The organism is Brevibacillus sp. SIMBA_040 (assembly GCF_046535075.1).
Classification (GTDB): domain Bacteria; phylum Bacillota; class Bacilli; order Brevibacillales; family Brevibacillaceae; genus Brevibacillus.
Genome location: NZ_JAWRXI010000012.1, coordinates 104634 through 122525 on the forward strand (window position 1 = coordinate 104634; position 17892 = coordinate 122525).

The following is a 17892-nucleotide window of genomic DNA, read 5'->3' on the forward strand; positions in this document are numbered from 1 at the left end:
TTTTCCTAGCTACAATAAAGACGAAGAAGGAGGTTTCTTACATGTCCCTAGCAAAAACGACCCCTGCGATGGAATCGGGTACACCCGCTAAGCAGTCCATTTGGCGTAATCGACCGTTTCTCATCCTCTTTTTCACCTCAGCCTTTCTGGCTTGTGGAGCAAAGGTATATGAATTGGCATTACCGCTCATTTTGTACGAATTGACACAATCACCCGTCACGATGACGACGATGAAATCCATTGAGTTTTTGCCGAATTTGCTTCTTGCCATGTTCATTGGCGTGCTGGTGGATCGCTTCTCCAAAAAGCGGTGGTCCCAGTGGATGGTCTTTGGACAGATGGTGCTATTGTTTATGCTGTATGGATTAACGGAAACGGGTCATGCCCAAGTCATCCATTATTACATTGCAGGATTTCTGCTCATGGCCTTCAACTATGGCTTCAACAATGCGCGGGTCAGTATGATCAAGCAAGTCGTTCCGACACCCTTGCTCACCACAGCCAATGCCCGATTTTCTTTCATGAGCACGTTTATTGAAATCATGGGCCCTGCAATCACCGGCTTTATTCTACTTCTGTCCAGCCTGCACTCTGGATTGCTCATTACCGGGATTGCTTATTTGCTCGCTTTGATCGCGATTTCTTTACTGGAGCGCACCGATGTATCCGTGCAGGCAACAGGCGGCTTTTGGCTGGAGTTTAAAGCCGGCTGGAGAGAGCTGCTGGGAAATCGTCCTCTTTGGTTGATTACGCTGCTCGTGATTTTTCTCAATGCCACATCCGGCATGTACGATGCGATGATTATTTTCTTTGCCAAGGATCATTTGAAGCTGGAAAACTCCGAGCTCGGTCTCGTGCTCTCCGTCGCAGGAGTTGGTGGTCTGCTCGGCAGTTCTGTGGTGGCAAGTCTGCGCAGACGCTTTCCGATTGGCAAAATCATGGGGATGACGATCCTGCTGCTCGGTCTCTCCTATCTTCTAATGGTATTTGCTTCTAGCGCGTGGGTGCTTTGTCTGTCTCTGTTTCTCACAGGGCTCATCAGCACGATTGAAAATATCTGTATCTGGACGTTTCGTCAGGAGACTACGCCCGCGCATATGATTGGCAGAATCAGCGGAATCACCGGGTCTATTTTCAAGCTGGGGATTGTTTTCTCCATTTATGGGTCCGGGTGGATGACGCTTCTACTCGGTCCATGGGACGTGTTTTTGACTGCTGCGATGGGGAATGTGTTGATTTTTCTCGTGTATCGCCGGCTTTCGTTGTGGAGGCTGGGGTGACCTGGCTGTAGCGTGAGACAAGCAAAAAAAGCCTCAAGCAGCTATTTAAAAATGCAGCTTGAGGCTTTTGACATTTGGTTAAGCGTTAAAGCGACCGATTAATTTTTCCAGATCCTCTGCCAGCTTGGCAAGAGAGGCGGCAGATGTGTGGATTTCTTCCATGGACGCGAGCTGCTCTTCTGTGGCCGCTGACACATCCAAAGTACGCGAGACTGCAGTTTGCGTCACCGTCGAGATGATTTGCATGGAATGGGCTACTTTTTGAGTACTATCTGTCAGCGTCCGGGAAGCTTCCGATACGTCCTGGACATCTTTGGCTACACCGGAAACCGCATCGCGAATGTGGGAGAAGACCTCACCCGCCTGCACGACGCCTCCCATCCCGACGGTCACTTCTTGGGCACCCTTTTCCATAGACAATACGGCTTCGAGCGTTTCCTTTTGAATGACTTCGACCAGCTGGGTGATTTCCTGAGCAGATGAGGAAGCTTGTTCTGCCAGCTTTCTTACTTCATCGGCTACAACCGCAAAGCCTCGTCCTTGCTCGCCAGCCCGTGCTGCTTCTATCGCTGCGTTGAGTGCAAGCAAATTTGTCTGTCCGGCAATTTGGGTAATGAGCTCCACGATTTGGACAATCTGCCCAGAGCGCTCGCCCAATCCATTCATCAAATGGGTCAAGCTCTTCATAGTGTCCTCTACGCCGTTCATCTGTACGACGGCTTGCTGGATTGTCTGATTGCCATCACCAGCCAGCTTTGCTGTACGATTCGCTGTGTCCGTAACGGTCTGCGCGCGTGTTGCAATTTTCCCGATACCCGCGGCCATCTCTTCTACTTCCTGGTGACTGTCCTCTACGTTTTGCGCTTGTCGTTCCGTACCCGCGGCCATTTCTTGAATCGTTTCAGCAATCTGTTCTGTGGCCTTGCTTGTTTGCTCCGAGCTCGCTGTCAGCTGCTCAGCGGAGGCTGCCACTTGTTCCGCATGCCCTCTGATTTGCAGAATAAGCTGGCGCAAATTGTCCAGCATCCGATTGAAGGACTGAGCCAGCATCCCGATCTCATCCTTGGACGATACCTTCAGCTCCTGTGTCAAATCTCCGTTCCCGTCTGCAATCTCCTGTAATTGCTTGTTCACACGCTGCAGCGGCAAGACAATGGTGCGTACCAAATAAGCAGCAAAGACGATTGCAAGCAAAATACTAACCAGGCTTAAGGAGATTTGAATAACCTTGGAAACCACTTGCTGATCGACTAGATCTGCCTCATCTGCTTTCTTTTCCGCATTCACATCTTCTACCAACTGAGCAACAACCGTGTCCATCTCTTTTCGCGATTCGCGCTCCTTGCCAAAATGCTGCGCAATCGCTTCATCACGGTTTTGGTGATGAAGTGCATCTACTGCTTTGTTGCTTGCGTCCAAATACGCTGTATACAATTGTTCTGCTTGTCCTAATAGCTCACGCTGCGGTTCGGACAGTTTTTGATAGCCTTGCAAATTTCCAAACAGAGCTTGAACCTTCTCTGCTTTTTCTTTCATCTCTACGGTGTACTCTTCCTTGCCAGTCAGCAGGTAAGCCCGTTCATCATTATTTCTGCCGGTCAGAACAAACTGCATTTCTCGCAGCTCCGTCAGCAGTTCTCCGTCCTCAATCATTTCTACATAAGAGTCGTTAAGCATTTTTGTTTGCATATACATATAGATGCCTGAGCTGAACATAGTGGCGAGAATCACACCGAAGGACAGGATAAATTTTGCTCTGATTTTCAATTCGCAACCCCCTAGTTGTTGAAAGATATGTATTCATTGCGAATATTGTCGAAACGATACACTTTCTCTTTCCCTGTCCCCTTTTGATTCAAACCAAAATTGCGACGCAGAAAAACCTCGCACGATGTACGAGGCTCTCTGTTTATTTCATAATGCCTAGCTGCGCTATGATTTCATCCTCTTCGGTATAGTTGATCATCTGCATGACACCTTCCGGAGGATTCGCGATTTCCCATTCGATGGTTCGCCGCATGGCTTCCCGATCGGTGATCGTTTCCTGATAGCCGAGCTCTCGCCTGATTTTTCCTGTATCCAGGCAGATGTGCTGATGGTGATTGATCTGTGGTACGAGATGAACCGGCAGATCTGCGGCAGGAACACTGATTACTTCGCCCTGCCAATCGATTTGCGCCGCGATTCTTTCGATCCATTGCTTCATCGTCAGACAATCAGGCTCCGCCACATGATAAATCTGACCTTTGGCCACGTCATGCGTAGCTGCCAGACGAATGGCTTCTGCTATATCTTCTACGTAGCCGCGTGCCCAGCTCCATGAGGCAAAGCCCTCTTCCATGAGGATCGTTTTTCTGCCATCGCGCATCTGCTGCAAATAAGGGTATAAGCGATGCTGGTAATCACCTGGTCCGTACACCATCGGCAGACGCACAATCGTACCTGGCAAACGCTTGTGACTCAGCACGACCTTTTCAACCAGGACTTTGTCATAATCACTTCGGTCTTCACGAACACCACGGAATGGATAACGCTTTTGGCAGAGAGGGGAATCTTCTGTGAGCGGTCCTTCTTCTACGGGGCCTGTTTCTATTCCATTTACTCGTCCAAAGGCTCGATATACATCACAGCTGCTAACCGCTACCACTCGTCCGGTCAAATCTTGAAATGTCTCCATCAGTAAGTGAGCATCTGCTTCTGTATAAGGAAACAAATCGATGGCCACATCAGGAGCAAATGACTGGAAAGCTTCTCGATACTCCCCCAGCTTGGAACGGTCTCCTTTAATCGAGACCATTCCTTGTGGCAGAGGGGCTTCACCAGATGAAAGCCCCCGATTAAAAATCGCTAGCTCATGCCCGTATTCTGCTAGTCTTTTTACCACATGTGGCCCAATAAATCGTGTCCCGCCCAATAAGAGAATCCTCATCCCTGCCCCTCCCTTTGTCTCTACAGCTTCTCAATCACCTTATCAATCAGCCCGTATTCAAGTGCTTCTGCCGCGGTCAGGAAGTAATCCCGGTCGGCGTCTTTTTCAATTTGCTCGACAGTCTTGCCTGTACGCTCGGAAATGATCGTATATAGCATGTTTCGGTGTCTCATGATCCGATCGGCGGCAATCTTGATGTCACTCGCCTGCCCCTGGCTTCCGCCCCAAGGCTGGTGAAGCATGACTTCAGCATTCGGAAGCGCAAACCTTTTGCCCGGTGCTCCGGCTACCAGCAGCATCGCCCCCATCGAAGCAGCCATGCCTGTGCATATCGTAGATACATCAGGCGCAACGAATTTCATCGTATCGATGATCGCCATCCCGGCTGTGACAGAGCCTCCCGGGGAATTAATGTACAGGTGAATGTCCTTTTTTAGATCTTCTGCTGCCAAAAACAGCAGCTGAGCTACTACGGCATTTGCCACCTGATCATCTATGGCACTCCCCAGAAAAATGATGCGGTCTTTGAGCAAGCGAGAGTATATATCATAAGAACGCTCCCCATAGCTCGTTTGTTCTACTACTACTGGAATCAGATTCATGAAAAACCCTCCTTGTTTGTGTCAAAAATGAAGAGACTAGATTACGCTGCCATACTCATGCGGCTTGCTTGCGGTGAAGAGAAACTGCTGCCCACTCGGCTAAAGCCAGAGGAGACCTGTGTAACCACAGCAGGGCTGTCGGCAGGACCAACTGTCCACGTCTGCACAACAGACTCGCCTTCGCTGGCACCTCCCTGCGTGTTTCGGTTCGGGAGTGCAATCACATTTCCTCGCTGCTGCTCTGGTTTTCTTTCCCATACGACTACAGGTCTGGACTTGCTTGTTGCTGCTGCCTCTGCCTTCATGCCTCTTCTCCTCCTTCTTTTGGATACACGGCGAGAATCACTTGATACGTTTCCTGTCCTTTTGCTTTCGACTGATACTTTTCGACGAGCTGGTTCACGAGAGAGACGTACTCCTCCACGAAAGCACTGCGCTGCTCGGCACTGGCGAGACGGATGCTCGTGTCTAGCGTGGCACTCGGAATCTCTTGATCCTGATCGGAGCGCTCCATCAACAGGAGGGCGTCACGCTTGATCCGTTCTGCTGTATTCACCAGGTGGGACAGCGCTCCCTGATCCTTCATCTGCTGCACGGTTTCATTCGCCCAGTTCAAGCCTTCCGAGAGCACGTAGGTCCGTGCAATCGCGAGGTACAGCACCTCAACCAGATTGCGCACCTGACGACTTCCCACTCGGCGAACCAGCCCCACCTTTTCCAAAGCCTTCAGATGGTAATTCACCCTCTGGGGAATTTCATTGATCCCACGCGCCACCTCGGCAGCTGATGCCGGCTCAACCAGACGGCTCAATATCTCCGCACGCAGCGGATTCAATAGTGCCATTGCTTGCTCCGGCGTCTCGACTACATACGATTCCAGTTGTTCATGTGCCACAAAAACACCTCATGACATAAATGATTTACGTAAAAATAGTTTATTACGTGAGATCTTATTTGTCAAATGGTGGGAGAGCCTAAAAATACCTGGCTCGGACTGAAGGTGAGAGGAGAAAAAGGGAGAAAACGCTCCAGGTTCGTAGGGCCACTTCTTCGCGGGTCATTCCTGTCCGACTGCGTTTCAAAAGCGAAACCGACTCCAAAAGCAGCTGGGTCATGGAAGCGCCTCAAGGTTGGAGTCTGAGACCGTGTTCCGCTTTTTCCACTCCGCCTCGGTTGGTGTCCCTAAGACCTTCGCTTATTTCTCCCTTTTTCTCGGCCCAGCCTTAGGGGGTGGTCAGGCATTTTTTGTTGGGATGGACGGGGAGATTAAAAAGCGTTGAAAACTGTGAAAACCCCGTTGATTTAACGGAGTTTTCTCGTTTTCCTCTTGTACGTTTTATTCAAAATCTAGGCTTTCGCCGTCCTCTGGTACGTTTTATTCAAAATCTAGGCTTTCGCCGTCCTCTGGTACGTGTACTTGCCCGGAGAGATTTTTCGCGGCTACATACTCACGCAGCTCCTTGCGGCTGAGCAGGCAGTGATTCCACGTTTCCATATGAGCGACGACGATCTGACTGCCCTGAGCAGCATGTGCCACTTTCTCTATGTCTTCTTTGGTCATCGTGATTGGATCTCCTACTAAAAAGCGAGCTGCTCCGCCAAATAACGTAATGACTTTTGGCTGATCCATCTGGAGGGTCTGTTCTACCTCTTCACACCAGATGGTATCTCCCGCGAGGTAATACGTCGGTTCGTCTTTTCCGCGCAAAACAAATCCTGAGACAGGTCCCATCTGCTTCCCGATCTCTCCTGTTCCATGCTGTCCGCCTGTTCGGCGGAGCTGGATGCCTTGCCAATTGGTTTCATCCTCCACAACGATGACCTGTTCAAATCCAAGCTGATGCAATTTTTCTTCGTCCGGTAACTGACAGAACAGCGGCAAATGCTTCGGCAGCTTGCTTACCGCCTCCGCATCCAGATGGTCTGGATGTGTATGCGTCACGATGAGAGCGTCTACACCCTCCAGCACTTCTTCCACAGAAAACGGCAGCTCCACAAGTGGATTTGCCACCGGGTTGGGCGTATTTGTTGTCATTGGCAACGTATGCGCAGCACTTAGCATCGGGTCAACCAAAAAAGTCTGTCCCCCGTACGTAAACTTTATCGTAGCATGCCGGATCAGCTGAATATGCATGTCAGATCTCTCCTTCGTCGGTATAATAAGAATGGATTACCTTCATTGTACAGAGCTCCACGCTGATGCCGCGAAACAAACCAGGCATCTGCACTTTCACCGTGAAAGGAGATTAGTATGCTCGACCAGACCGATCTCTCCATTCTTGCCCTACTGCGTGAAAATGGCCGTCTTTTGTGGAAGGACATAGGTGAACAGGTCCATTTGAGCGGCCAAGCAGTCGGCAACCGGATCAGGCGTATGGAGGAACAAGGAATTATTACAGGCTATACGACGCTTATCGACAATACCAAAGTGGGGCCTTCACTTACCGCAATGGTTACGATGTTTATGAAGACGACAGAACATCAGCCATTCATCCGTTTTGCCAAAGAACGTAGCGAAGTAACAGGTGCCCATCGTATCAGCGGCGAGGGCTGCTATTTGCTCGTTGTCCGCGTACCAGACCAGAACGCGTTGAATGCGTTTTTGGAAGAATTACTTGCCTTTGGCAACTACCGAGTCAATTTGTCGCTTGGAAAGCTCAAATAGGAACCTCCGTATTTTTCGCTATTGCCTGATTATGTGAACAGGAGTAGAATGGTGGATACTAAGAACAAGGTACCTCGTTCTTAAGCAAAGGAAAGGGGGAGAATCGCCATGGAAGACTTGCTATTGCTGCTTTCGGTGGATGATTTCTTCGCCTTGCTCGCCCTGTTTGCGGGATGCTTCACGTCGCTTTACTATTTGAAACGGCGTATTCCCACAACAAAGCTGGCTTTGGATTGGCAACAGAGTGATACTTATCAATCTCCCATCAATCCGTGCATGATTGAAACCTACCCGATGGCGGCAAGGCAACCGATGCGCTCGCGAATATTCCGGCGCATGCAGCACTCAGACAGCGATGCCGATACATACGGTTACCGATTTTTGGCTCTATCCGCATAATGGATCAAAACCAAAAGGAGGTAGATCTTATGATCGCCAAGTACATCGGAGAAGCATTATTGTTTGTTGTAGGTTTGCCTATTTTCGCTTACCAAACTGCGGAAAGCTTGCACGCCTTAACAGACGCCTTCGCGGCTATGTCCGACTTTATGAACATGAAATAACTTCAAGAATATTCAAAACCCTGACCGCAGCTGTGATCAGGGTTTTGCTTTTTCCATCTATTCTACATGGATGCGGTCGCCTCTCGTCGTAGGCTGGGAAATCACGAGGAATTCAACATCAGCCGCAGCTTCATTTTTCATTTGATGTGCTACCCCGGGAGGTACATTCACGCCTTCCTGTGCAGATAGCGTGTGCCTTACTCCCGCTACCTCCAATACTGCTACTCCAGAGAGAACAAAGAAAAACTGGCGTGACCTTTCATGATAATGACGGACCTCTGCTGTATTTCCCGGCATTCTTTCGTGAATGACGCTCAGCTCCTGCCCCTTTACCAAATGCCATCCATCACACTGCTCTCCCCATATGTAATGCTCTGCATTTGCCTTGCTGATTTTTTCTACTTTTTGATCAGGTGTCAAAACGATTCTCCTCCTGCTTATATCATGTCCAATGGCTTCACGTATCGCATCTATGCCTTATCATGACACGAACCCCAACCGTTTGTCAGTTTGTATTTACTTTATTTGTCTAGCATGTTAAAATGTTTTCGTAAAGCAACTGAATAGCTTATGTATTTCTGGAGGAGCCTGTCATCATAGGGTTCTTTTTGTCTTTTTTCAGTCGACATTTAGGAGCCTGTGATTACAGGCTCCTTTTTATTTTGACTAAAGGGGGAAACTACATGCTCATTTTTCAATTAGCAGTCATCCTGATTGCCTCCAAAATTGCCGGGGACATCAGCGTCCGGCTGGGTCAACCGTCTGTGCTTGGCAAGCTGTTGATCGGGATTGTTCTCGGACCTACCGTTTTGGGGCTGGTGACAGACACAGAAATCATCAAGGAAATTAGCCAGATTGGTGTCATCCTCCTCATGTTCATTGCCGGATTGGAAACCGATATCAATGAATTCAAGCGTACAGCCAAAGCCTCTACCAACGTAGGAGTTGCGGGTATCATCGTTCCCCTGGCTCTAGGCTATGGTGCTGGGATCGCGATGGGACTGTCCTCCGTTGAATCCATCTTTTTGGGACTCCTGCTCTCTGCGACTAGCGTAAGTATTTCTGTACAAACCTTGAAGGAATTGGGCAAGCTAAAGTCGAGAGAGGGCGCTACGATCATGGGGGCCGCTGTTATCGATGATGTTCTTGTGATTTTGGCACTCGCCTTCCTTATGAGCTTTGCGGGCGGAGACGTGAATCTAGGCATGGTTATTTTGAAAAAGGTAGCCTTCTTCGCCGTGATTATCCTGCTCTCCTGGAAAGTGGTTCCGTGGGTATTAAAAAAATTCGCTCCGCTGCAAGTCACAGAATCCGTGATTTCAGCTGGACTGATTATTTGCTTCCTGTTCGCCTACTTCGCAGAATACACAGGTGTCGCAGCCATCATCGGTTCGTACATCGCAGGCGTTGCCATCAGCCTGACTAATTATAGACACGAGGTAGCAAGCAAGGTTGAGACGATCAGCTACTCCATCTTCGTCCCTGTTTTTTTCACTTCGATCGGAGTAACCGCACAGTTTTACGGAATCGTGCAAAATCTGTGGCTGATTGTGATTCTGAGTATTGTGGCAATCATTTCCAAACTCGTAGGTGGTGCCATTGGGGCTAAGCTGTCCGGGTTCCCGTGGAAAAATTCAATGGCAATCGGAGCAGCCATGGTATCACGTGGAGAGGTTGCATTGATCATTGCTGCCATCGGGTTGGAAAGCAACCTGCTGACCGAGGACATGTTCGCCGTATTGATCGTCGTTGTACTCGTGACCACGATCGTAACCCCACCGATGATGAAATGGCTGTTCTCCGACAAGCACCAAGGAACAGAGTCACCAGCTCTGAAAAAGAACGCGTAAAAAAACCTCTATATTCTTATACAGTAAAAAACAGGCAGTTCCCTCGTCTACGGACAAACAGGAACTGCCTGTTCTTGTTTTTATTTCGTCTCCCGGTGCAAAGTGTAGCGCTTTAAACGCGGGGAATACTTCTTTAATTCCAGACGTTCGGGATGGCTGCGCTTATTTTTCGTCGTAATGTAATTGCGATCTCCCGTTTCTGTGCACTGTAGCGTGATATTGACCCGCATAATATCCCTCCTGTTTATACGTTATACAGCTGTCTCTACAACCGTGTCTGCTGTCGGCAACGGATCTGGCAGCTCGCTCCAGTCAGATGCGTATTCTTCATCCGTCAACAAACAAGCATCTAGCTGCTCTTCTACCGCTTCCTGATCCAGCTCAATCCCGATGAATACCAGCTCGGTGATCCGATCCCCATGTTCTTCGTCCCATGTCGTTCTCCAGTCAGGGTCGTCCGCCAAAACTGCCAGCCTCTCTTCCTCCGGCAACGCCGCCGTCCAATAGCCTGCGGTGCCAATCTCAATAGAAGGACCTGCCTGACTCAGAGTCATCGCCAAATCATTGCGGGTCGCCAGCCAAAAAAATCCTTTTGCACGAACGACTTCCTCAGGCCAGGCTGTCAGCCATTCACTAAAACGCTCGGGATGAAAAGGTCTGTGTCCGCGATAGACAAAGGAGGAGATGCCATATTCATCTGTTTCCGGTGTATGCTCTTCCTTTTGCAGCTCCATCACCCAGCCTGCCGATTGGCTAGCCTGCTCAAAATCAAACAAACCTGTGTTCAAAATCTCGTGTGGGTCCACCTGTCCCCGTTTGGAGCGGATCAGACGAGCATTCGGCTGCAGCTTGCGCAAAACTCCTTCCAGCTGCAATAAATCCTCCGGCGCGACCATATCGCATTTATTGAGAATCAGGACGTCACAAAACTCGATTTGGCTAATCAAAAGGTCCACCACTTCACGAGTATCCTCTTCCCCCACCGCCTGATTTCGGTCGAGCAAGCTGTCTCCAGAGGAAAAGTCATGCCAAAAACGATAGGCATCAACCACCGTTACCATCGTATCGAGACGGCATAGGGCTGACAGATTAATTCCGTTTTCTTCATCTACATACGTAAAGGTTTGGGCAACAGGCACGGGCTCACCAATACCTGTAGACTCGATCAATATGTAGTCATATACGCCTGCCAGCGCAAGTCGCTCTACCTCCGTCAGCAAATCCTCCCGTAGCGTGCAGCAGATGCAGCCATTGGACATTTCCACGACCTTTTCCTCGACCCGAGAGAGCCCGCCGCCTTGAGAAATAAGCGCACCATCCACGTTTACCTCACTCAGGTCGTTCACGATAACGGCAACGCGCAGCCCTTCCCGATTGTTCAGTACATGATTCAGCAGAGTCGTTTTTCCAGCACCCAAATAACCGCTCAGAACTGTAACCGGAATTCTTGTATCGTTCATGAAAGTAATCTCCTTTTCGTTTTTAAAACGTAACAATTACGATTTAATCGTTATACTATCGTATACAAAGTGAGCGCGTCAATACAAAACGTAATATTTACGATTTACAAGCCAAAAAAGACAACGAAAAACCCCCTTTTCGCGTTGAAACGAGGGTTTTTCTACATCACTTCTGTTTGATCAGATTCATCGAAATGGCTTCTCCATACATACCGTTCACTGGTTGGTATACGCCGCGATCATTCAGCTTCTGCTGCTCCACAACTGGCGCTGGATGATTGTCCTTCCATGTAAACAGACTGTAATTCTTGCCAGTCGCGGTCGGCATCGTTACAAGGATGTCCGGGACTTGATCGTGATTGGCATCACCAATAAACAGCTTAGGGAGAATACCACTATTCTGCTCTCCGACTGAAACAACGATCTGCTTATTATGCTTTCCTTCGCGAACCACAATTCGCAGATCCTCGGCAACAATATTCATTGCGCTTCCCATTTTATCACCGATCAAAAAAATGTGATCCTTTACTCCGTCTCCCGTTACATCAGCATACTTGGTATCGAGCACGAAGGTAGTATCCCGCCTCATGCTAAATCCGCTGTTGATTTCAACGTCAGGCGAAGGCATATTGTCCCAATCTCCCTGGTTGACGGTTACGCCGAGAAGCTGCGGCTGATCATTCACGATGTTCCACACACTCGTTGCTACTGCAATCCGATCTTCGCCATTCACACCCCAAAGGGTTTGCTGACCCTTCCAGCGCAGGTTGCCATTTGCATCCGTAAAAGGCACTAGCTGAACGAGCTTTTGCGCAAAGCCTGTAGTGTTTTTTTGCAGCTTGCCATCTCCTTGATAGATGCCCAAGCTGAAATACTCTGATTTGTTGGCAGATACATCGAATGTACTCACTGCTTTTGTCCGATTATTCGTTACCTTTACCTTGAATCCATCAAGAAACTGTATGGAAAATGGAATGTTATGCTGAGATTGCAATAAGACCATCGAGGCATATGGTTGTGTTTTTGCTGTATTCGCAAAAGCTTTATCGACTCCCAAGCCAGAAGCAATCAGAAGCCCGCTACTACACAGGATAGCTGCCAAGGTTTTTAACCCTTTTTTCATAATATCGTCCTCCTTTTTTACTTCCCTCTCCCCACTTCTTAAACGGAAAAATCAGGGGAAATGTTGCTAGTAAATTTTCCTAAGTTTCTTAGCACTTTTTTACCGGTTTGCAACAACTTTCACAGATGGTCAGGCTACAATAGAGTCAAATGGATACATCTATGGAAAGGAACAGATCGAATGAAAAAGGCCTGGCTTTACTCTGCCGTGCTTCTCGCCGCGATGCTTGGCGGATGCGGATTTACTGATACACCAAATGAATTGATGCGCGCTCCAACAGCAGATGGCGATCAAAAATCAATTAATCAAGCCGTTATGCAGTTCTTGCCTCCCGGGTCTCAATTGACCGTGCCGCTCCACCCCAGTGAGGCGAGCGCAGTTACTCTCCAGGATTTGACGGGAGATGGCAATCCAGAAGTCGTTGCCTTTTTTAAAACAGAAAAAACCGATTACGAAATCGGTGTGCTCGTGCTCTCTCAAAAGCAAGGCAACTGGGCAAAGCTCGCCACTTTTACGGGAATTGGCAGCGAGCTGGACTACGTCACGTTCGAGGACCTGAACGGAGATCAATTGCCCGAAATGCTGATTGGCCTTGGCGGAGGCGAGAATCTGAATAAAGAGCTTTCCGTATACTCCATTACCCAAGGACAGGTTCAAGAGCTAATCAAACAGCCGTACTCTGTCATGGCGGTAGGTGATCTCACAGGCAATGGCCTCTCTGATTTAGCACTCGTCCTGCACGACCATAACAACTTTACATCCAAAGTAGATATCTACGGTGCTAAGGACGGAAAACTCGCCAAGCTGACAGAGCTGCCGCTGGAAGGCGCAATTAACGGATATGAACAGGCAATTATTGGAAAGGCCTCTCCTACTCAAAACGGGTTATTTATCGAGGCGGGGCTTGGGGCGCATTCTGCTTCTACTGAATTGTTAGTGTGGGATGAGGGAGTGCTGCACAACCCGCTAGCCAAAATTGACGGAGAGATGGACCTGACTTTTAAGCCGTATTCCTTGTATAGTGAGGATATTAACGGGGATGGCATCATAGAGATTGGGGTAACGACCCAGCCTCCGGGAACCGATGATTTGTCGATGGCCGAGATTCCCTGGGTGTCTTCTTATTTTCAATGGGATCAAATGTCTGGACTGAAGCCGATTGAAGAGCACTACCAAAACTTTTTAATGGGGTATGATTTCCGCATTCCTGACAAATGGGAAGGAAAATACACAATCACCTCCTCAGCCCAAGACCCGAATTCCATGCTTACACGTTTCTTTTTCTATGCCGATAACGGAAAGACAAAGGCTGAGCTGCTTACTTTGCAGACTGTCCCAACGAAAGAGTGGGCCAAATTCGAGAGCATGCTGAAACAAAAGCAGGTGCCCTATATTGTGCTGAAAGAGGCAACCAAGCAGGTGCTGGTAGCCATCCAGCCGCAAGTCACCCCTAATCTTGGGAAGTCTGCCAAGCAAGAGTACAAATCCCTGCTGCTGACACCTGATGAAGTTCGCAAGCATTACAAACCGGTATCCATGCCGATGTAATAACCGCTGGACGTCCTATAAGCACCTATGGAAATGACAGCAACCTAATCAATAGCAAGGGGAATCACTTATGAAGGTATTACTGCTGGAAGATGAAAAATCGATTCGCGACTTTGTCCGCATCAATCTAAAACGGGAAGGCTACACAGTGGTCGAAGCAGCAACTGGCGAAGAAGCATTGGAGATCGCTGAGAGCCAAGCTGATATCGACATCGCAATTTTAGATGTGATGTTGCCGGGCATCGACGGCTTCGAGGTCTGCGGTCGGTTACGCAAAAAATATCCTCGTCTCGGGATCATCATGCTGACAGCCAAAAGTCAGGAGCTGGACAAAGTGATGGGGTTGGAGTTTGGTGCAGACGATTACGTAGGAAAACCGTTTAGCCCAGCTGAGCTGCTGGCAAGAATCAAAGCTCTGCACCGCCGACTCGCTCCTGTAACGATTATCGCGGAGCATCGAAATGAAATCGATATCTCCCCTTTCACCTTGCTCTTGGACGAACGGAAGCTGATTCGGGGCGATCAGGAAATCGTTTTGACGCCAAAAGAATTTGCGATTATTAAGCTGCTCGCTGAAAATGCCAATAAAGCGATTAGTCGCGATGAGATTTTGACAGCAGTCTGGGGACAGTTCTTTATTGGGGATCTGAAAATTGTCGATGTGAATATAAGGCGTATCCGTCAAAAAATCGAGCAGGACCCAGCCCATCCCGCCTTCCTGGAGACCGTTTGGGGGTACGGGTACTTATGGCGAAAGGACACTCATGATGAAAGGAATTAGGACCAGGCTCGTTGTTTATTTCGGCCTGATCCTCCTCTTGATTGTTCTATTGCTCGAAGGATTGTTCTATTGGGCGGTTCACTCCTACTATTTCGGAACCGCTACTGAGGCATTAGTGACTCGTACCACGACTTTTACCAACTTTATCAATAAGTACACCACGAGCTATTCGCTCAAAGACAAAGCACGATATATTCTCGAGAACGTTTCGAATCAAGAGTACGCCAAGGTTGAAGTATTGGACATGGATGGAAGGGTCATCCTCAACTCGTACGGCTTTCAAACGGGCGAAATCATCCAAACTCCTGATGTCATTGATGCCCTGAAGGGTCAATCCGGACTTCATATCGGGAAAAACCCGAAAACAAAAGAGCGGATTATCGCTGTGTCCAATCCGCTCCTTTTTGCCAATGAGTACATCGGTGTATTACGCTACACGATCTCTGCAGAACCGCTCTACCATGCAGTAAATCGGATCGCCTTGTACGGTGCTGGAGTCGGGACTGGCGTGGTCATCCTGGCCTTTGCACTCAGTTTATTGATTGCCAAGCGCATTGTAGATCCGATCAAGGATTTGACCAAAGCCGCGGCGCAAATGGCAAAAGGCAACTTTACTACCCGAGCCACCAAACGCTATGACGATGAAGTCGGAACACTAGCTGATGCCTTCAATTACATGGCGGCTGAGATCGGCAAAAATGAAAAGCTGAAAAATGACTTCATCTCCTCCGTTTCCCATGAGCTGCGGACACCCCTAACCTCAATCAAGGGCTGGGGTGAAACGCTGATCTCCGGGGGGCTGGACGAACCGGAAGAAACCATGCTCGGGCTGGAGGTCATCTCCAAAGAAACTGATCGACTCATCGGCTTGGTCGAGGAGCTTTTGGACTTCTCCAAGTTTCAATCGGGAGAAATGAAGCTATGCCAGGAGCGAATGGATATACGGGATGTACTGGATGATTTGCATCTACAATTTGCTATTCGTTCACAGGAAAAACAGGTGGACCTGCATCTGGAGCTTCCCTCATCGCCACTACTTGTCATGGGCGACCCCAACCGACTCAAGCAGGTCTTTGTCAACTTATTGGATAATGCCTTTAAATTCACCCCATCGGGCGGCTCCATCACCGTTTCAGCCGAAGCTTCCGCGGACAGAGCCATTATTACCGTCACTGATACGGGAGAGGGCATTGACACCGAGGATTTGCCACACATCACCAGAAAGTTTTACAAAGGGCGCTCGAAGCAGTCAGGAAGCGGTCTAGGGCTTGCCATTTGCAAAGAAATCATTCAGCTGCATGCCGGCCAATTTCACGTCAGCAGCTCTGTAGGTCACGGAACGAGCATCGCAGTCGATTTGCCGATGGAAAAGGATAAGAAAGGGTAGGATGAGCCGTTGCAGCTCCCTACCCTTCTTTTTTACACAGATCCGACCAGCCCCGGCTTTTTCCCTTTTAAAGGGTTTGTTTTTTCAACCGCATACCCTACATTCAATACAGTTCCTTCCTGCAAGGCTGGTCCAAAAATTTGCAAGCCGACTGGCATACCGTCATGCAATCCGCACGGAACCGTCAGCGCAGGGAGACCCGACAAATTGCCCGGTCCTGTAAAGCGAATAATATGGTCAATCAAATCAACCCTTTCCCCATTAATTACAGCTTCATTGTCCCCAATGTTCGGAACGATGAGTGGCAAAGTCGGTGCCAGCAAGACGTTTACTTTTTCAAAGATTTTTTGGAAGTCCTGTTTAATTTGTCTTCTCAGCTGTTGTGCCTGCAAATAGTCAACTGCTGAAGGAATCTCACCCAGCTCAAACAGCAGGCGAATATCTGATCCGAAATCGTCCGGACGCTTGAGCAAATCCCGATGATGGATAGCCGCAGCCTCTGACAAAATCGTGATCATCTCCGCATACTCCGCATATTTCAGCGACGGAATGCTGACCTCCTCTACTCTCGCGCCCTGATCGACAAGTGATTGAATCGCAGCCCTCACCAGCTTTTCGACGCCTGCATCTACATTTTTGAAGAAATACTCTTCATTGACACCGATAACTAGATTGCTCACATCTCCCGTGAGCGCCGCTGTATATTGGCTGACAGGTGCATTGACCGAGGTCGGATCATTCGGGTCATAGCCCGCAATAATCTCCAGCAATCCAGCAGCGTCCCTCACTGTTTTCGTCATGGGACCGATATGATCCAGGGACCATGCGAGCGGGAAACAGCCGTATTTGCTGACACGACCATGCGTCGGCTTCAAGCCTACAATGCCGCACGCTGAAGACGGGATACGGATCGAACCCGCCGTATCAGTACCCAGTGTGGCTACACTCATATCAGCAGCGATGGCAGCACCTGATCCGCCGCTGGAGCCGCCTGGGATTCTTTCGAGATTCCACGGATTGCGGCATGCTCCGAAGTGAGGGTTGTTATTCGTAATTCCCCACGCATACTCGTGCATATTCAATTTTCCGGTAAAGACGATGCCCGCTTCTCTCATCTTTGCGATGATCGTTGCATCGTAGTCGGATACAAAATTTCGATGAATTTTGGAGGCCATCGTGGTTACTTCATTTTTAAAGTACAAATTATCCTTGATACCCATCGGGATGCCGTGATACATCCCGCGATAATTGCCTATCGCTATTTCCTGATCTACCATTTCCGCTGTTTCTTCCGCCTTCTGCCTCGTAAAGCTGATATAGGCATTCACTGTATGATTAAGCGTCTCAGCATGATCCAATACCGCTTGCGTCAATTCCAACGAGGAGACTTCCCTCTTTTCAATCAGAGGCGCCAACTCTTCGACCGATTTGCCAACCAGCTCTTTACTCAAGCGTGATCACCTCCTGGAATGTTGCGCAGGGCGATATCGTAATCATCCAATAGCGCTTGCTCCGTTTCCCTCTTTAAGTTTTCAATCGCTTGCCAGCGCGTAGCCAGCTCATCCAGGTGCTCTCTCGGAACCGTCACACCTTTGCTTTCCAAGACATCAAGAATAAATAATTTCAATGCAAGTCCTCCTCCTTTTTGTGCGGTCGAAAACTTTTGAAAAAATTATTCGCTGTCTTCTCTACTGAACCCGCCAT

20 protein-coding genes are annotated in these 17892 nt (G+C 48.9%); 8 read left to right on the forward strand and 12 right to left on the reverse strand.

The annotated features are described in order from the left end of the window. Positions 1 to 41: 41 nt before the first annotated feature. Complete coding sequence (locus SB752_RS20705) at positions 42 to 1280, forward strand: MFS transporter (RefSeq protein ID WP_410717453.1); 1239 nt, start codon at positions 42 to 44, stop codon at positions 1278 to 1280. Between the two features lie 78 nt (positions 1281 to 1358). Here SB752_RS20705 and SB752_RS20710 read toward each other — a convergent pair whose 3' ends face one another. From SB752_RS20710 to SB752_RS20735, 6 genes are all read right to left on the reverse strand, one after another. Further along, entirely contained in the window at positions 1359 to 3047 is a 1689-nt protein-coding gene (locus SB752_RS20710; RefSeq protein ID WP_410717454.1) for a methyl-accepting chemotaxis protein, read from the reverse strand. A 142-nt stretch (positions 3048 to 3189) separates the two neighbouring features. Further along, the gene (locus SB752_RS20715; RefSeq protein ID WP_410717455.1) at positions 3190 to 4209 is read right to left on the reverse strand and encodes an NAD-dependent epimerase/dehydratase family protein; all 1020 of its coding nucleotides are present in this window, start codon (positions 4207 to 4209) and stop codon (positions 3190 to 3192) included. Positions 4210 to 4229: 20 nt separating this feature from the next. Beyond that, a complete protein-coding gene (gene clpP / locus SB752_RS20720) occupies positions 4230 to 4811 on the reverse strand; it encodes an ATP-dependent Clp endopeptidase proteolytic subunit ClpP (RefSeq protein ID WP_410717456.1) in 582 nt (193 codons plus the stop codon). Positions 4812 to 4852: 41 nt separating this feature from the next. Beyond that, entirely contained in the window at positions 4853 to 5116 is a 264-nt protein-coding gene (locus SB752_RS20725; protein WP_410717457.1) for a hypothetical protein, read from the reverse strand. Beyond that, complete coding sequence (locus tag SB752_RS20730; RefSeq protein WP_410717458.1) at positions 5113 to 5706, reverse strand: winged helix-turn-helix domain-containing protein; 594 nt, start codon at positions 5704 to 5706, stop codon at positions 5113 to 5115. The genes SB752_RS20725 and SB752_RS20730 overlap by 4 nt, the downstream gene beginning before the upstream one ends. 480 nt (positions 5707 to 6186) lie before the next feature. Then, on the reverse strand, positions 6187 to 6945 hold the full coding sequence (locus SB752_RS20735; protein WP_410717459.1) for an MBL fold metallo-hydrolase: 759 nt from the start codon (positions 6943 to 6945) through the stop codon (positions 6187 to 6189). 117 nt (positions 6946 to 7062) lie between these two features. Here SB752_RS20735 and SB752_RS20740 point away from each other — a divergent pair, with 117 nt between their 5' ends. From SB752_RS20740 to SB752_RS20750, 3 genes are all read left to right on the forward strand, one after another. Continuing rightward, positions 7063 to 7476 (forward strand): Lrp/AsnC family transcriptional regulator, encoded by a 414-nt coding sequence (locus SB752_RS20740; protein ID WP_410717460.1) that lies wholly within the window; start codon positions 7063 to 7065, stop codon positions 7474 to 7476. Positions 7477 to 7584: 108 nt separating this feature from the next. Then, a complete protein-coding gene (locus tag SB752_RS20745; protein ID WP_410717461.1) occupies positions 7585 to 7875 on the forward strand; it encodes a hypothetical protein in 291 nt (96 codons plus the stop codon). Positions 7876 to 7904: 29 nt separating this feature from the next. Further along, the gene (locus SB752_RS20750) at positions 7905 to 8039 is read left to right on the forward strand and encodes a hypothetical protein (RefSeq protein WP_268811895.1); all 135 of its coding nucleotides are present in this window, start codon (positions 7905 to 7907) and stop codon (positions 8037 to 8039) included. A 57-nt stretch (positions 8040 to 8096) separates the two neighbouring features. On the opposite strand, the gene SB752_RS20755 is transcribed toward SB752_RS20750, so the two are convergent. Beyond that, positions 8097 to 8459, reverse strand: a complete 363-nt coding sequence (locus SB752_RS20755; protein ID WP_410717462.1) for a cupin domain-containing protein — start codon at positions 8457 to 8459, stop codon at positions 8097 to 8099. A 263-nt stretch (positions 8460 to 8722) separates the two neighbouring features. Between SB752_RS20755 and SB752_RS20760 the strand changes: the two genes are divergently transcribed. After that, positions 8723 to 9889: a cation:proton antiporter gene (locus tag SB752_RS20760; RefSeq protein ID WP_410717463.1), complete on the forward strand. Its 1167-nt coding sequence runs from the start codon at positions 8723 to 8725 to the stop codon at positions 9887 to 9889. Positions 9890 to 9969: 80 nt separating this feature from the next. Here the strand turns inward: SB752_RS20760 and rpmG are convergent, their stop codons facing one another. The 3 genes from rpmG to SB752_RS20775 all read right to left on the reverse strand — a co-directional run bounded on the left by rpmG (position 9970) and on the right by SB752_RS20775 (position 12472). Continuing rightward, positions 9970 to 10119: a 50S ribosomal protein L33 gene (rpmG, locus tag SB752_RS20765; RefSeq protein ID WP_103108121.1), complete on the reverse strand. Its 150-nt coding sequence runs from the start codon at positions 10117 to 10119 to the stop codon at positions 9970 to 9972. A 21-nt stretch (positions 10120 to 10140) separates the two neighbouring features. Beyond that, positions 10141 to 11349 (reverse strand): GTP-binding protein, encoded by a 1209-nt coding sequence (locus SB752_RS20770; protein WP_410717464.1) that lies wholly within the window; start codon positions 11347 to 11349, stop codon positions 10141 to 10143. 166 nt (positions 11350 to 11515) lie between these two features. Continuing rightward, positions 11516 to 12472, reverse strand: a complete 957-nt coding sequence (locus SB752_RS20775) for a hypothetical protein (protein ID WP_410717465.1) — start codon at positions 12470 to 12472, stop codon at positions 11516 to 11518. Between the two features lie 180 nt (positions 12473 to 12652). Between SB752_RS20775 and SB752_RS20780 the strand changes: the two genes are divergently transcribed. The 3 genes from SB752_RS20780 to SB752_RS20790 all read left to right on the forward strand — a co-directional run bounded on the left by SB752_RS20780 (position 12653) and on the right by SB752_RS20790 (position 16188). Then, positions 12653 to 14020, forward strand: a complete 1368-nt coding sequence (locus tag SB752_RS20780; protein ID WP_410717466.1) for a VCBS repeat-containing protein — start codon at positions 12653 to 12655, stop codon at positions 14018 to 14020. 70 nt (positions 14021 to 14090) lie between these two features. Further along, a complete protein-coding gene (locus SB752_RS20785) occupies positions 14091 to 14801 on the forward strand; it encodes a response regulator transcription factor (protein ID WP_103108125.1) in 711 nt (236 codons plus the stop codon). Next, on the forward strand, positions 14788 to 16188 hold the full coding sequence (locus SB752_RS20790; RefSeq protein WP_410717526.1) for an ATP-binding protein: 1401 nt from the start codon (positions 14788 to 14790) through the stop codon (positions 16186 to 16188). Before SB752_RS20785 ends, SB752_RS20790 begins: the two co-directional genes overlap by 14 nt. A gap of 32 nt (positions 16189 to 16220) precedes the next feature. Here SB752_RS20790 and SB752_RS20795 read toward each other — a convergent pair whose 3' ends face one another. Both SB752_RS20795 and SB752_RS20800 read right to left on the reverse strand, forming a co-directional pair. After that, positions 16221 to 17639, reverse strand: coding sequence for an amidase (locus SB752_RS20795; RefSeq protein WP_410717467.1), 1419 nt, complete (start codon positions 17637 to 17639; stop codon positions 16221 to 16223). After that, positions 17636 to 17815, reverse strand: a complete 180-nt coding sequence (locus SB752_RS20800) for a hypothetical protein (RefSeq protein WP_410717468.1) — start codon at positions 17813 to 17815, stop codon at positions 17636 to 17638. Before SB752_RS20800 ends, SB752_RS20795 begins: the two co-directional genes overlap by 4 nt. Between the last annotated feature and the right edge of the window lie 77 nt (positions 17816 to 17892).